Genomic DNA, 14,609 nt, shown 5'->3' with positions numbered 1-14,609 from the left:
CAGCAGGGAATCGCCTGAGGAGGATGATGCAGGAAGCGCCCACCATCGCCGAAGTTCAGCGGGCTGACCGGAAGTTGTTGATCGACGGAGAGCTTCGCGAGACGCCGCGGACGTTTCCTTCCGTCAATCCGGCCACCGGCGAGATATTCGGCTACGCGCCGGACGCCGCGGTCGCCGACGCACAGGCCGCGGTCGCCGCGGCCCGGCACGCTTTCGACAACACCGATTGGTCGACCAACACCGAATTGCGGATCCGGTGCCTGGAGCAGCTCCACGCTGCGCTGGTCGAGCACCGCGACGACCTTGCGGCGCTGACCACCACCGAGGTGGGCGCTACCGCCGCGTTGTGCGCCGGTGCGCAGCTGGACGGGCCGATCGAAATCGTTCGGTATTACGCCGACCTGCTCAAGACCTACCCGATGACCCAGGACCTCGGGAACATCGAGAGCCGCGGCATGCAGCACCACCGTTGGGTGGAGAGGGAAGCCGGAGGCGTCGTCGCGGCGATCATCGCCTACAACTATCCGAACCAGCTGGCGCTGGCCAAGCTGGCACCGGCGCTGGCCGCCGGATGCACCGTGGTGCTCAAGTCCGCACCCGACACCCCACTGATCACCCTGGCTCTCGGCGAGATCATCGCCAACCACACCGACATTCCCGCCGGCGTCGTCAACGTGCTCTCGGGCGCGGACCCTGAAGTGGGGGCGGTGCTGACCACGAGCCCCGATGTCGACATGGTCACCTTCACCGGTTCCACGCCCACCGGCCGACGCATCATGGCCGCCGCCAGCGAGACCTTGAAGAAGGTCTTCCTGGAACTCGGCGGCAAGTCCGCCGCCATCGTCCTCGACGACGCGGACTTCAACACCGCCGCGGTGTTCTCGGCCTTCAGCATGGTCACCCACGCCGGTCAGGGCTGTGCGTTGACCTCGCGCCTGCTGGTGCCGGCCAAGCACAAGGACGAGATCGTCGAGCTGATCAAGACGAACTTCGGTCACGTGCGCTTCGGTGACCCGACCGATCCCAAGACTTACATGGGACCGCTGATCAGCGAGAAGCAACGCGACAAGGTCGACGGCATGGTCCAAAGGGCCGTCGCCGCAGGAGCGACATTGGTCACCGGCGGCGAGAAGGTCGATCCCGGCTTCTTCTATGCGCCGACGCTGCTCGCCGACGTGGACCCGGACAGTGAGATCGCCCAGGAGGAGGTCTTCGGGCCCGTGCTGGTCGTGATCGCCTACGAAGACGACGACGACGCGGTACGCATCGCCAACAACTCGATCTACGGGCTCTCCGGCGCCGTGTTCGGCAGCGAGGACCGGGCCCTGGCCGTGGCCCGCCGGATCCGGACCGGGACGTTCTCGATCAACGGCGGCAACTACTTCAGTCCGGACAGTCCGTTCGGCGGATACAAGCAGTCGGGCATCGGTCGGGAGATGGGCGCGGCGGGACTCGAGGAATTCATGGAATCGAAGACGTTCGCACGGGTGCTGTCATGAGTAGCGGGAGCGGCCCGTTGGCCGGTATCCGGATTCTCGAGGTGGCGATGTACGGCTTCGTGCCGTCGGCCGGTGCGGTACTGCGGGAATGGGGTGCCGACGTCATCAAGGTCGAGCACGCGGTGACCGGCGATCCACAGCGTGGGTTGCGGCAGACCGGACCGCTCAAGGTCGAGGGCGACCCCAACCCGAACATCGAGCACGCCAATCGCGGCAAGCGCAGCATCGGTCTGGACATGTCGGTGCCCGAGGGGCGCGAGATCCTGCTGGAGCTGGCGAAAAAGGCCGATGTGTTCCTCACCAGCTTCCTGCCGGGGCACCGGCAGAAGTTCGGTATCGACGTCGACGACATCCGCGCGGTGAACCCGAACATCATCTACGCCCGGGGCAGCGCATTGGGTCCTCGCGGTGAGGAATCGGTCAAGGGTGGCTACGACATGACTGCGTTCTGGTGCCGGGCCGGCACCGCTGCCACCATCACCCCGGCCGGGATGCCGGGAATGATCGCGCCGCCGGGGCCGGCCTACGGTGACACCATCTCGGGCACCAACCTCGCCGGGGGCATCGCCGCGGCACTGGTGAAGCGTGAGCGCACCGGGGAGCCGTCGGTCGTCGACGTCTCACTGCTCGGCAGTGGTCTGTGGGCGATGGGCCACACCGTGGCCCTGACCCAGCACCTCAACCAACAGATGGTGACCCCGCCGCCGGGTGTCCACGGCTCGCCGATCAATCCGCTCGTCGGGTTGTACGGGACGGCCGACGACCGCTACATCTCGTTCGTGATGATGCAGCCGACCAAGTTCTGGGCCGACGTCTGCCGGCACATGGACCTGGAGCAGTACATCGATGATCCGCGGTTCGCCACCGCCGAATCGTTCGCCGAGCACACGCCCGACGCGGTCGAGATCCTCACCGAGGCGATGAAGAAGCGGACTTTGCCAGAGTGGAGTGAGCGATTCGCCACGCTGGCCGGTCCGTGGGCTCCGGTGCAGGACACGCTGCAGGCCGCCCAGGACACCCAGATCCGGGCCAACGAGTATCTCGTGCAGGCCGGAGAACTCGAGTTGGTGGCCAACCCGGTGCAATTCGATGTCACGGCGCCGAGCGCCGGGCCGGCACCTGGCTTCGCCGAACAAACCGACGACATCCTGGCAGAACTCGGCCTGGACTGGGACCGCATCATCGAACTCAAGACCGCCGGCGCCGTCACTTAGTTCGTCGTCGCCATGTCCTTCGTCGCCGCCACGGGAAACCGCCCGCCGTGGGCTGCCTGCCGCGCAGCCCACGGTGAACGCGGCCATCCGCTGCCGGCGGTCGGCGAGCTCCGTCCGAATTGTCAACTAGCTGAGCAAGTTCTGCGGTATTTGCCCTCGCGAGGACTACCGAGTCCGATAGCATCGGTCAGTCAGGGGGCGGTCGAGTGGACAAATCTGTCCGGCATCACCGGTGGGTCCGGTGATGTGAAGATGTTCCTGAGAAAGCGGGAGGTGCGTCAGGTGTCCGAGCGTACCCCGCATTTGCCGATCCAGGGCGGCTCTACCGCTTCACGAGCGGCTTTGCGTCTGAAAGCCGTTGCGGCTCAGCATGCCTCGATCAAGATCGGCGGCTTCGACTTCCCGGCGGTCCGGTTGGTACGTGCTGCGTCGGAGGCTGCGGCATGAGCCGGCCCGGGCCGGAGGTCAGTACGCATTCAGTAGACCCGTTCGAGCATCCGCACACTGGAGCACCTAACATCGGCGCACCCACTGCGGTGTCCGCAGCCACAAGCCTGGAGGGACCACTCGCCAATGGCAGATAAATGGTCGACCGGAGTATCGCTGGCACGCAATCTGTCGGGCCCGATGCAGGCCGTCGGAGCACTGTTCGCGATGTCGCTGGACGCCATCCGGTTCATCTTCAAGAGACCGTTCCAGGGACGGGAGTTCTTGGAACAGTGCTGGTTTGTGGCGCGGGTGTCGATGGCGCCGACGCTGTTGGTGGCGATCCCGTTCACCGTGTTGGTGAGCTTCACCCTCAACATCCTGCTTCGCGAGCTCGGCGCGGCCGATCTGTCCGGTGCGGGAGCGGCATTCGGCGCGGTGACCCAGCTGGGCCCGATGGTCACGGTGCTGATCGTGGCCGGTGCCGGCGCGACGGCGATGTGCGCCGACCTGGGCTCCCGCACCATCCGCGAGGAGATCGACGCCATGGAGGTGCTGGGCATCAACCCGGTGCAGCGGCTGGTCACCCCGCGCATCCTGGCCTCTGGTCTGGTGGCCCTGCTGCTCAACAGCCTGGTGGTGATCATCGGCATCCTGGGCGGTTACGTGTTCTCGGTGTTCATCCAAGATGTGAACCCGGGCGCGTTCGCGGCCGGCATCACGCTGCTGACCGGTGTGCCCGAGGTGATCATCTCCTGCGTCAAGGCCGCGCTGTTCGGTCTGATCGCCGGGATGGTGGCCTGCTACCGCGGGCTAACGATCGTCGGCGGCGGCGCCAAGGCGGTGGGCAACGCGGTGAACGAGACCGTGGTGTACGCCTTCATGGCGTTGTTCGTGATCAACGTGGTGGTCACGGCCATCGGCATCCGGATGACGTCGGGATAGGCGGCGAGCATGGGCACAATGACGATCCTGAAGTCGACGTATCCGCGGGTGACCCGGCAGTTCAACAAGCCGGTGTCGACGCTGAGCCGGATCGGCGATCACACGCTGTTCTATCTCAAGGCGCTGGCCGGCACCCCACATGCGGCGATGCACTACCGCAAGGAGCTCGTCCGGCTGATTGCCGAGATCTCGATGGGCGCAGGCACATTGGCGATGATCGGCGGCACCGTGGTGATCGTCGGGTTCCTCACCCTGGCCACCGGCGGGGTGCTGGCCATCCAGGGCTATTCCTCACTGGGCAACATCGGTATCGAGGCGTTGACCGGGTTCTTGTCGGCGTTCATCAACGTGCGCATCGCCGCGCCGGTGGTGGCCGGCATCGGCCTGGCCGCCACGTTCGGTGCGGGCGTGACCGCGCAGCTGGGCGCGATGCGGATCAACGAGGAGATCGACGCACTGGAGTCCATGGCCATCCGGCCGGTCGAGTATCTGGTCTCCACCCGCATCGTCGCCGGGATGATCGCGATCACCCCGCTCTACGCGATCGCGGTGATCCTGTCCTTCCTGGCGTCGCAGTTCACGACCGTGGTGTTGCTCGGCCAGTCCGGTGGCCTCTACGACCATTACTTCAACACGTTCCTCAATCCGATCGACCTGCTGTGGTCGTTCCTCCAGGCCATTCTGATGGCGCTCACCATCCTGCTGATCCACACCTACTTCGGATACTTCGCCTCCGGCGGACCGTCCGGGGTGGGAGTGGCGGTCGGCAACGCCGTTCGTACGTCGCTGATCGTCGTGGTCTCGGTGACCCTGCTGGTGTCACTGTCGGTCTACGGCTCCAACGGAAACTTCAACCTGTCGGGTTAGGGAGAAGAGTTGACACGAAACGTTGGACCGGGCCCTGCCCACCGGTCCGAAACAACAAGTGCCGCAGCACCGGTGGCTGCGCGCGCCGGGCGCAGCTTCGGTGCCAAGGGTTATGCGCGGCCCCTGGCCGGCCTCGGCACGGTGGTTGTGATCGGCCTCATCGTGGCGCTGGCCGTGGCTCTGTTCCAAGGTAGCTTCACCAAAACCGTTCCATTGACCGTCATCTCGGATCGCGCCGGCTTGGTGATGAACCCGGAGGCCAAGGTGAAGGTGCGTGGCGTCCAGGTCGGCAAGGTCGGCTCGATCGAGTCGCTGCCGGACGGCCGGGCGGCACTACACCTGGAAATGAACCCCGCCGAACTCCGCTTGATTCCCGCCAACGTCACCGCCGACATCGCTTCCTCGACAGTGTTCGGTGCCAAATTCGTCGATTTGGTGCCGCCGAGTAATCCGGAGGGCACCATCGAGCCGGGACGGGTGCTGCAAGGCGACCATGTCACCGTCGAGATCAACACGCTGTTCCAGCAACTCACTCGCGTGCTCGACAAGATCGACCCGGTCAAGCTGAACGAAACCCTCGGCGCCATCTCCTCGGCGTTCTCCGGGCGCGGTGAGAAGATGGGCCAGACTGTCACCGATTTCGAGGCGCTGTTGGCCAAGCTGGAACCGAGCCTGCCGAATTTGTCCCACGACATCGACGCGATGGCCGCCGTGTCCGACGCGTACGGCGATGCCGCGCCGGACCTACTCAAGACGGTGGACAATACCAACCACCTCAGCGACACCATCGTCGATGAGCAGAAGAACCTCGACACCTTCTTGGTAAGCATGATCGGACTTGCCGATGTCGGAAACGATGTTGTCGGCGGCAACCAACCGGCGCTGAGCAAGACCCTGAACCTGCTGGCGCCCACCACTGATCTGCTCAACGAATACGCGCCCGGGCTCAAATGCGCGCTGCAGGGCATGGTCACCGTGAAAAATCAGCCGCCCGCAATGGATCCGGGCATCGTCGTCCAGTTGGCGTTCACCCTGGGCGTCGAACGTTACCGGTTCCCACAGAACCTGCCCAAGGTTGCGGCAAAGGGGGGTCCGCACTGTATGGGCCTGCCCAACGTCGGCTTCGGAAATCGCGCGAAATACCTTGTCACCGATACCAATGCCAATCCGTGGCAGTACGGCAACCAGGGGATCCTGCTCAACTCCGACGGTCTGAAACAGCTGCTGTTCGGGCCGCTGGATGGTCCGCCGCGCAACACAGCACAGATCGGACAACCAGGATGAACCGCGGCAGAAGCACGTTCCTGAAGTTCGGGGCGTTCGCGGTCGTGATGGCAGTACTGACCGCGTTCCTGTTCATGACGTTCTCTGAGTATCGCGGTGGCAGCTACTCGACCTACTCAGCGGTCTTCAAGGATGCCTCACGACTGGAGGCCGGGGATTCGGTGCGCGTCGCCGGCGTCCGGGTCGGCACCGTCAAAAGTGTGTCGCTGCAATCCGACAAGTCGGTGCTGGTCGAGTTCGACACCGACCGCAGCGTCGCGTTGACCACCGGCACCAACGCTGCCGTGCGGTATCTGAACCTGGTCGGTGATCGTTATCTGGAGTTGCTCGACACGCCTGACTCCACCCGACTGCTGGCCGCTGGTTCCCAGATTCCGGTGGACCGCACCCAGAGCGCCCTGGACCTGGATCTGCTGCTCGGCGGCCTGCGCCCGGTGATCCAGGGGCTCAATCCGCAGGACGTCAACGCGCTGACCTCCTCGCTGGTCAACATCTTCCAGGGGCAGGGGGACACCCTGGATTCCCTGATGAGCAAGACGTCCTCGTTCTCCAACACCCTCGGTGACAACAACGAGGTCATCCAGCAGCTGATCGACAATCTCAACGACGTGGTCGGCACGCTGAACAAGGACGGCGATAAGTTCTCGGCCACCATCGATCGGTTGGAGAAGTTGGTCAGCGGCCTGTCGGAGGATCGCGATCCGATCGGCAACGCCATCACGTCCATCGACAACGGCACCGCATCCGTGGCCAGCCTGCTCACACAGGCACGTCCGCCGCTGGCCGGCACCGTCGATCAGCTCAACCGGCTCGCGTCACTGCTCGACGACAACAAGGCGGTCCTCGATCGTGGCCTGCAGAAGGGCCCGGACAACTACCGCAAGATGGCGCGGCTCGGGGCGTACGGCAGCTGGATCATGTACTACGTGTGCGGAATCAACTTGCGCGTCAGTGACCTTCAGGGTCGGACCGCAGTCTTCCCCTGGCTCAAACAAGAAGGCGGGAGGTGCGCAGAGCCCTGATGCTCAAGTACCGCGAATCTAAACTGATCAAGGCCGGCCTCATCGGCACCGTTCTGATGGTGTTGGTGATCGCCGTCGGCCTGCAGCCCGAACGCCTCACCCAATGGGCCAGCTCGATACGGCACCAGGCACTGTTCACCGAGGCCGGCGGCATCGCCGTCGGCAACGACGTCACTCTGTCGGGCATCAAAGTCGGCTCTGTCACCGGTATCTCGCTGCAGAACGGTGACGCACTGGTCACCTTCACCACCGAGGGGAAGCAGGCATTGGGGTCGCTCACCTCGGCGCACATCCGCACCGGGTCGCTACTGGGTGAGCGCGTGCTGACGCTGGAGTCCGAGGGCAGCGGCAGGCTCCGGTCAACCGACGTCATCCCGACATCGCGGACCTCCTCGCCGTATTCGCTGACCGATGCGGTCAGCGATTTGACCACCAACACGGCCGGTACCGACACCGCATCGCTCAACCAGTCGCTGGACACCCTCTCTGCCACCATCGATCGGCTGGCACCGAAGCTGGGGCCGACCTTCGACGGGCTGAGCCGGCTGTCGAAGTCGATCAACAGCCGCAACGAGAGCCTGTCCAGCCTGCTCAAGAGCGCTGCCGATATCACCGGGGTGCTCTCGCAGCGCAGTCAGCAGCTGAATACCTTGATTCTCAACGCAAATGACCTACTCGGTGTGCTCAACGACCGGCGGCAGGCGATTGTGGACCTGTTGGCCAACACCGCCGCGGTATCGCGACAACTCACCGGACTGGTCGCCGACAACGAGAAGGAGCTGGCGCCCACCCTGGAGCGACTCAACCGGGTGATCGAGATCCTGGAGAAAAACCGCGACAACATCAACAAGATGCTTCCGGACATGAAGAAGTTCTGGCTGGCACAGGCTGAGACTCTGGCCAATGGTCCGTACTACAACGCCTTCGTGCCGAACCTGTTGGTGAGCCAGGCCATGCTGCAGCCGTTCATGGATTATGCGTTCGGCTTCCGGCGCGGCGTCAACGCCGGGCAGCCCCCAGACAATGCCGGACCGCGCGCCGAGTTCCCGGTCCCGTACAACGGTATTCCCGGAGGGTCGCGCTGATGAACCGTCGACGTCTCGGTAAGTGGCTCGCGGTGGCGCTGGTGGCGCTGCTGGTGGTCGGCACCGCAGTGTTGTTGCGGCAGACTTTCTTCGGCCAGAAGACGATCTCCGCATTGTTCACCTCTGCCACCGGTATCTACCCGGGTGACGACGTCCGGGTATCCGGGGTGAAGGTCGGCACCGTCGAGTCGATCAAGCCGGAGGGCACTCAGACTCGGCTGACGCTCAAGGTCGACCGTGGGGTACAGATCCCGGCCAAGGCGCAGGCCGTCATCGTTGCGCCGAACCTCGTCGCGGCCCGTTACGTGCAGCTGACTCCGCCCTATCGGTCGGAGGGACCGACCATGGCAGACGGTGCGGTCATCGGACTGGACCACACCGCGGTTCCAGTGGAATGGGACGAGGTCAAAGAGCAGCTGATGCGCTTGTCCACCGAACTGGGTCCGAAGAGCGGGGTGGACGGCACGTCGATGTCGCGCTTCATCGACACCGCGGCCAAGGCGATGGATGGCAACGGGGTGAAGTTGCACGAGACCATCTCGCAGCTGTCCGGGGTGGCGAGGATCCTCGCCGAGGGCAGCGGCAACATCGTCGACGTCATCAAGAACCTGCAGGTCTTCGTCACCGCGTTGCGGGACAGCAACGTTCAGGTGGTGTCCTTTCAGGACCGCTTGGCCACGTTGACCAGTGTGATCGACGGGAGCCGTTCGGATCTCGATGCGGCGTTGACCGAACTGTCGACCGCGGTCGTCGAGGTGCGGCGCTTCGTCGCGGGAAGTCGCAACCAGACCTCCGAGCAGGTGCAGCGGTTGGCCAATGTCACCCAGATCCTGGTCGACAACAAGATCAATGTGGAGAACCTGTTACACATCACGCCCAACGCCTTGGTCAACGCGTACAACATCTACAACCCCGACACCGGAAGCCCGGTGGGCCAATTCGTGTTGCACGGTTTCTCCAACCCGGTGCAGTTCATCTGCGGTGCCATCGGCGCGGTGGAGAACACCACGGCGCCCGAGACTGCCAAGCTGTGCGCGCAGTATCTCGGCCCGGCCCTGCGACTGCTGAACGTCAACAACGTGCCGTTCCCGATTCAGCCGTACCTGGCCCCGTCAGCAAACCCGGACAACATCGTCTATTCGGAGCCCGGCCTGGCGCCGGGTGGTGGCGGGGGATCGCCGGAGCCGGCCGATATCCCGATTCCGCCGTCGCAATCGGCCTACGTTCCCGGCCCCACCCCGCCACCGCCGTTCACCGGCCGACCGCCGGGCACACCGCCGCCGGGAGCCCAGCAGATGCTGCCGGGTGCGCCGCCGGTGGTCCAGCCGAATGTGCCGTCCTCGCTCCGGGACATGCTCGATCCGGCGGCTGTAGCGCCGGGTCCGGCCCCGGGTCCGCTACCGGCCGAGGCTCCGGTGGCGCCGGCGGCCGGCTCGGCCCCGGGCCCCGTCCCAGCCGATACACCGCCACTTCCGGCAGAAGGGACGCCGCCGGCATGATCAGCGGAAAACGACTGCGGTTGTCGATCGCTGCGGGCTCCTGCGTCGCTTTGACGGCCAGCGGCTGCGCCTTCCAGGGCGTCAACTCGCTGCCGCTGCCCGGTGCGGTGGGGCGCGGGCCGGAGTCCAGCGTCTACCACGTCGAAATCGGCAATGTGGCGACACTGGAACCGAACTCACCCGTGATGATGAACGACGTCGTCGTGGGCAGCGTGCGCAGCATGTCGGTCAAGGACTGGCATGCCGACGTCGAGTTCTCGGTGCAACCCGGTGTGGAGGTGCCGGCCAACGTGGTGGCCAGCATCGGACAGACCAGCTTGCTGGGCTCGATGCACCTCGCGATCAACCCACCGCTCGGGAAGGCGGCGGAGGGCAGCCTGCCGCCGGGGTCGACGATCCCGCTCAATGCCGCGTCGACCTATCCGACCACCGAGCAGACACTGTCCTCGTTGGCCACCGTCGTCAACGGCGGTGGCCTGGGCCAAGCCGGCGAGATCATCCACAACTTCAGTGCCGCGCTCAACGGTCGCGACACCGATTTCCGCAACCTGCTCACCCGGTTGGACACCTTCGTCGGGACGCTCGACGCGCAGCGTGACAGCATCGTGAACTCGATTCAGTCGCTGAACCGGTTGGCGTCCACCTTCGCTGGTCAGCGTGACGTCATCACCCGTGCGCTGGAGAAGATTCCGCCGGCCATGGATGTCTTGATCAAGGAACGGCCGCGGCTGACCACCGCCCTGCAGAAATTGGGTACCTTCAGCGACACGGCCAACAAGCTGGCGAACGAATCGCAGGCGGACCTGGTGCGCAACTTGCGCAACCTGGAGCCGGCGCTGGCGGCGCTGGCCGATGTGGGTCCGGAGCTCCCCAGCGTCCTCGAGTTCGCTGCGCATTATCCGTTCACCCAGGGCTTCATCGACCGGGATATCCGCGGTGACTACTTCAACCTGTTCGCCACCATCGACCTCACCATCCCGCGGCTGAAGCGAAGCTTCATGCTGGGAACCCGATGGGAGCAGGAGGGCGCCCAACTGGTGCCCGCCCCCGGCGATCCGGCCCATCTGAACTACACCTACGACCCGCTCAAGACGGGTGTGAACCCGCCGCCGCCAGACGCGTTCCCGCCGGCGCCGGCACCTGCACCTGTCGATACCGCGGCTGCGGCCGGTCCGCCGCCCGCGTATGCAGGTCCGGTGCTCCCGGTGGTACCGCAACAACCGATGTCGGTGGCCGGTGGCGCGCCACCGCCGACACCCGACGCCGGCGGATCGACGCCCATTTTCGCCGGACCCTATGCGGCACAATCAAATTCGCCGGGCCCAGCCCCTGCGGCCCCACCGGCTCCGACGACAGGGGGTGGCGGATAAATGCTCACGCGTTTTGTCCGGACTCAGTTGATTCTGTTCGCCATCGCGTCGGTAGTCGGTGTGGCGGTGATGTTGTTCGCCTACATGCAGGTCCCCACCTTGCTCGGCATCGGCCGGATCACGGTGAAGGTGGAACTGCCCGCCACCGGAGGGCTTTACCAGTTCAGCAATGTGACCTATCGGGGTTCGCAGATCGGTAAGGTCACCGCGGTAGATCTGACCGAAAACGGCGCAGAGGCGACGCTGTCGCTGGATCGTTCCCCGAAGGTCCCGGCGGACCTGAAAGCTGCCGTCCGAAGCATGTCGGCGGTCGGTGAGCAGTACGTGGATCTGCTGCCACGCACCGATTCTGGCCCATACCTAGAGGACGGTTCGGTGATCCGCCAGGACGACACCGAGGTGCCCCAGCAGGTCGGGCCGATGCTCGATCAGCTCAGCGCCCTGGTGGACACCATTCCCAAGGATTCGCTGAGCAAGCTGCTCGATGAGTCGTACAACGCATTCAACGGCACCGGCTACGACTTCGGCTCTCTGCTGGACTCGGCATCGACCATCACCAACGACGCCAACAAGATCTCCGGCCAGACCCGCCAACTCATCGACGATTCCGGCCCGTTCCTGGATGCCCAGGCACAGACCAGCGATTCGATCCGCACCTGGGCTGCCAGTCTGGCCGGCATCACCGGTCAGATGGTCAGCGACGACGCGCAGTTCCGGTCGGTTCTGCAGAACGGTCCCGGGTTCGCGCAGGAGACCTCTCGTCTGCTGAACCAGATCAAGCCCACGCTCCCGGTGCTTTTGGCCAATATGACCACCCTCGGTCAGGTGCTGGTGACCTACCATGCGTCGGTCGAGCAAGTGCTGGTGCTCTTCCCGCCCTATGTTGCCCAGACCCAGACCTATCTGCCGGGCAACAATCCAACGGGTATGCCGAACGGTGAATTCTCGCTGGGGCTGGGCGATCCGAACTCGTGCACCGTCGGATTCCTGCCACCGTCGGCCTGGCGAGCGCCGACCGACACCTCGGTGATCGACACCCCGGACAACATCTACTGCAAGCTGCCGCAGGATTCCCCGATCGCGGTGCGGGGTGCCCGTAACTATCCCTGTATGGAGCATCCGGGTAAGCGCGCCCCCACGGTCGAACTGTGCAACGACCCAAAGGGTTACCAGCCACTGGCTCAGCGCCAGCACACCCTCGGTCCCTACCCCTTCGATCCGAACCTGGTCTCGCAGGGGATTGCACCGGACTCCCGAGTAGAACTGGACGACAACACCTTCGGGCCGCTCGAGGGGACGCCGCTGCCTCCGGGCGTGGCGGTGGCGGGACCTCCCGCGCCACCGGAACCGCAACAACCACCGAGTTTCCCGGCCATGGGGCCCGGTGCGATGCCCCCCGGGCCGGTGACGTTCCCTGAGCCGCCGGTACCGGGTGTAGCCCCGCCGCCTGCGCCGGACCTCGATACCGTGCCGGTACCGCCGGCGGATGTTCCGCGGGAGGTGCCGGTGCCACACGGCCCGCCGGCAGGTACGCCGATCGATCCGTCTGCTCCGTCGACGTCCATGGACCCGGTCCTCGTGCCGTCGGGATTCTCTGGCGGTCAGCCGAGCGGACCGTCATTGGCGATCAGCAAGTACAACCCGCGTACCGGCGAGTATCAGGGTCAGGATGGCAAGTTGTACAAGCAGGCCAGCCTGACCACCAAGGTCAATACTTGGCAGGACATGCTGCCGATCTGATCGGCCTGGACAAGAACCGGGCCCCGGGGGGTGGCCGGGGCCCGGTTCTTGTTGGCGCAGAAGCGTTCCGCTAGAGCTTCTTCATGTAGAACGGTGCGCGGATGGCCGGCCACTGGTTCCGACCACAAGATCCGCTGGGACCTGTGGTCTGTTGCTCTCCGGTGTATTCGCTGGACGACAGGTCCACGTGCCCGTCGAAACCCACCGGATAGAGCTTGTAGATCCGCAGGCCTTCGATGGGCGTGCCGTCGGCGCAGAACCGCCACTCGGGGACCGTCTGCTTGACGTAGTACAGGCCGTTGACGGTGTAGATCGGGGCCGACCACCCCTGGTCGCTGGTGACAGTGCCGGCGCAGTCGGTGGGGGAGATGCACTGGGTGCTCACCGTCCAGGTGGCACGCTCGGAGGGTTGGTCTTCGTAGCGTTCGTTGACCTTCGCCCAATCACCGTTGACCGATGTGGCGTACGTTCCGTTGATGCCCCAGTTTTCCTGGGCCCCGGCCGGTGCCGCACCGAAGCCGATCATCGTCACCGCTGCGACGGCCCCGGCGGCCGCAATCCTCTTGGTTGCCGGCATGCAACGACTCCTCTGCTCGGATAGTGTCATTCTCAGATTAGGAGAATATCAGTCGCATCCGGGCCTCCCCAGGGATTCGGCGGACGTTTGCCGACATCGTGAGGTGGTCGGTGACTGGGGCTGATCCTGGTGAAGTATTCTTCTCCGAAATCGAGAATTTCGTTTTCAGGTGTGGGAAAGTGGCAAAGTGCGTGTGATGGTGGCGGCGACGGCCGCTTCAGCTATTGTCGCCGGAATGTTGGGTGCCCCGCAGGCGAATGCGGGACCTCAAGCCTGCAATGACGCGTATTGCGTGCCAGGCATCAGGCCGAACGTGGTGTTGGGTTCGACCTGTGACAACACGACCTATTTCGTGTTCGGGGTGGCGGTGGCCGGACCGTCGATCCGGCCCGGTCGGCTGGTGTTCTGCGGTTCGCCGCGGCGGTATGAGCCGCGCTGGTTCCGGTCCCCGCCGATGGCCGGTATCCGAGACGAGAACACTCCGTGCGGAACCGAACTCAACATGGTCGCCCAGGCGCCGGACGGTCTGTTCCTCACCTGTGTTCCCATGAGCGGCGACGCGCTGTGGCGCCGTGGAGACACCTGATTTCTCTGTATACACAAAACGCCTGAGCCATGTGGCTCAGGCGTTTTGGCGTTCAGGTCATCGGTTCACCAATTGCGTAGCGAGCACAGCGCACCCTTGTTGCCGCTGTTGGTGCTGACGACATTGCCGTCGACCTCGAGCGTGCAGTGGAACGTCGGAGGGACGATGTTCGGTGCGTCACCGCTCTGCACGGTGACCATCGCCCACGAATTCGGGTCGGCGAGAGTGGTGTCGTGGACCCACGGCTGGTTCGGGCCGACGTCAGAGTCGGCGCGAGGGCTGAATTCATAGGGGTTGTGGCTGTAATCGGACCAGCTAGGTGGGTCGACATCGCGGTAATAGATGGTGGCCCAAAAAGGAGCGTCTGCCGTCACGGTGTAGCGGACGTGATGCAACACGGGATCCTCGGCGCCGGCGGGGGCCGCGCCTGTCAATGCGCCGCCGGTCAACGTCAGGGCGGCAACGGCTGTGGCCAGGGACGAAACGGACCGCATC

The 14,609-nt window shown here is 64.9% G+C and carries 14 protein-coding genes; 12 read left to right on the top strand and 2 right to left on the bottom strand.

All coding sequences use genetic code 11. The annotated features are described in order from the left end of the window. The first annotated feature begins 26 nt into the window (after positions 1-26). The 11 genes from A5740_RS20465 to A5740_RS20415 all read left to right on the top strand — a co-directional run bounded on the left by A5740_RS20465 (position 27) and on the right by A5740_RS20415 (position 12,951). On the top strand, positions 27-1,499 hold the full coding sequence (locus tag A5740_RS20465) for an aldehyde dehydrogenase family protein (protein WP_076197078.1): 1,473 nt from the start codon (positions 27-29) through the stop codon (positions 1,497-1,499). Further along, a complete protein-coding gene (locus tag A5740_RS20460; RefSeq protein WP_076197036.1) occupies positions 1,496-2,713 on the top strand; it encodes a CaiB/BaiF CoA-transferase family protein in 1,218 nt (405 codons plus the stop codon). Before A5740_RS20465 ends, A5740_RS20460 begins: the two co-directional genes overlap by 4 nt. 282 nt (positions 2,714-2,995) lie before the next feature. Continuing rightward, complete coding sequence (locus A5740_RS28785; RefSeq protein WP_175616303.1) at positions 2,996-3,160, top strand: hypothetical protein; 165 nt, start codon at positions 2,996-2,998, stop codon at positions 3,158-3,160. Positions 3,161-3,286: 126 nt separating this feature from the next. Then, entirely contained in the window at positions 3,287-4,084 is a 798-nt protein-coding gene (locus A5740_RS20450) for an ABC transporter permease (protein WP_076197032.1), read from the top strand. Between the two features lie 9 nt (positions 4,085-4,093). After that, positions 4,094-4,951 carry an ABC transporter permease gene (locus A5740_RS20445; protein ID WP_076197030.1) on the top strand — a complete coding sequence of 286 codons (858 nt, stop codon included), beginning with the start codon at positions 4,094-4,096 and terminating at the stop codon, positions 4,949-4,951. A 9-nt stretch (positions 4,952-4,960) separates the two neighbouring features. After that, positions 4,961-6,235, top strand: a complete 1,275-nt coding sequence (locus A5740_RS20440) for an MCE family protein (RefSeq protein ID WP_076197028.1) — start codon at positions 4,961-4,963, stop codon at positions 6,233-6,235. Next, positions 6,232-7,257 (top strand): MCE family protein, encoded by a 1,026-nt coding sequence (locus tag A5740_RS20435; protein ID WP_076197026.1) that lies wholly within the window; start codon positions 6,232-6,234, stop codon positions 7,255-7,257. The genes A5740_RS20440 and A5740_RS20435 overlap by 4 nt, the downstream gene beginning before the upstream one ends. Continuing rightward, entirely contained in the window at positions 7,257-8,342 is a 1,086-nt protein-coding gene (locus tag A5740_RS20430) for an MCE family protein (RefSeq protein WP_076197076.1), read from the top strand. Before A5740_RS20435 ends, A5740_RS20430 begins: the two co-directional genes overlap by 1 nt. Continuing rightward, the gene (locus tag A5740_RS20425) at positions 8,342-9,841 is read left to right on the top strand and encodes an MCE family protein (protein ID WP_076197024.1); all 1,500 of its coding nucleotides are present in this window, start codon (positions 8,342-8,344) and stop codon (positions 9,839-9,841) included. Before A5740_RS20430 ends, A5740_RS20425 begins: the two co-directional genes overlap by 1 nt. After that, positions 9,838-11,211: an MCE family protein gene (locus A5740_RS20420; protein ID WP_076197022.1), complete on the top strand. Its 1,374-nt coding sequence runs from the start codon at positions 9,838-9,840 to the stop codon at positions 11,209-11,211. The genes A5740_RS20425 and A5740_RS20420 overlap by 4 nt, the downstream gene beginning before the upstream one ends. Next, entirely contained in the window at positions 11,212-12,951 is a 1,740-nt protein-coding gene (locus tag A5740_RS20415) for an MCE family protein (RefSeq protein WP_076197020.1), read from the top strand. Between the two features lie 70 nt (positions 12,952-13,021). Here A5740_RS20415 and A5740_RS20410 read toward each other — a convergent pair whose 3' ends face one another. Next, a complete protein-coding gene (locus A5740_RS20410) occupies positions 13,022-13,528 on the bottom strand; it encodes a hypothetical protein (RefSeq protein WP_076197018.1) in 507 nt (168 codons plus the stop codon). Between the two features lie 196 nt (positions 13,529-13,724). Between A5740_RS20410 and A5740_RS20405 the strand changes: the two genes are divergently transcribed. Continuing rightward, the gene (locus tag A5740_RS20405; RefSeq protein ID WP_076197074.1) at positions 13,725-14,114 is read left to right on the top strand and encodes a hypothetical protein; all 390 of its coding nucleotides are present in this window, start codon (positions 13,725-13,727) and stop codon (positions 14,112-14,114) included. Positions 14,115-14,179: 65 nt separating this feature from the next. On the opposite strand, the gene A5740_RS20400 is transcribed toward A5740_RS20405, so the two are convergent. Beyond that, positions 14,180-14,608 carry a hypothetical protein gene (locus tag A5740_RS20400; protein ID WP_076197016.1) on the bottom strand — a complete coding sequence of 143 codons (429 nt, stop codon included), beginning with the start codon at positions 14,606-14,608 and terminating at the stop codon, positions 14,180-14,182. Position 14,609: the final 1 nt, after the last annotated feature.

Source organism: Mycobacterium sp. GA-1841 (assembly GCF_001954135.1).
Taxonomy (GTDB): Bacteria; Actinomycetota; Actinomycetes; order Mycobacteriales; family Mycobacteriaceae; genus Mycobacterium.
The sequence above is the reverse complement of the archived record's forward strand: the minus strand, read 5'-3'. Positions and strand labels throughout refer to the sequence as shown.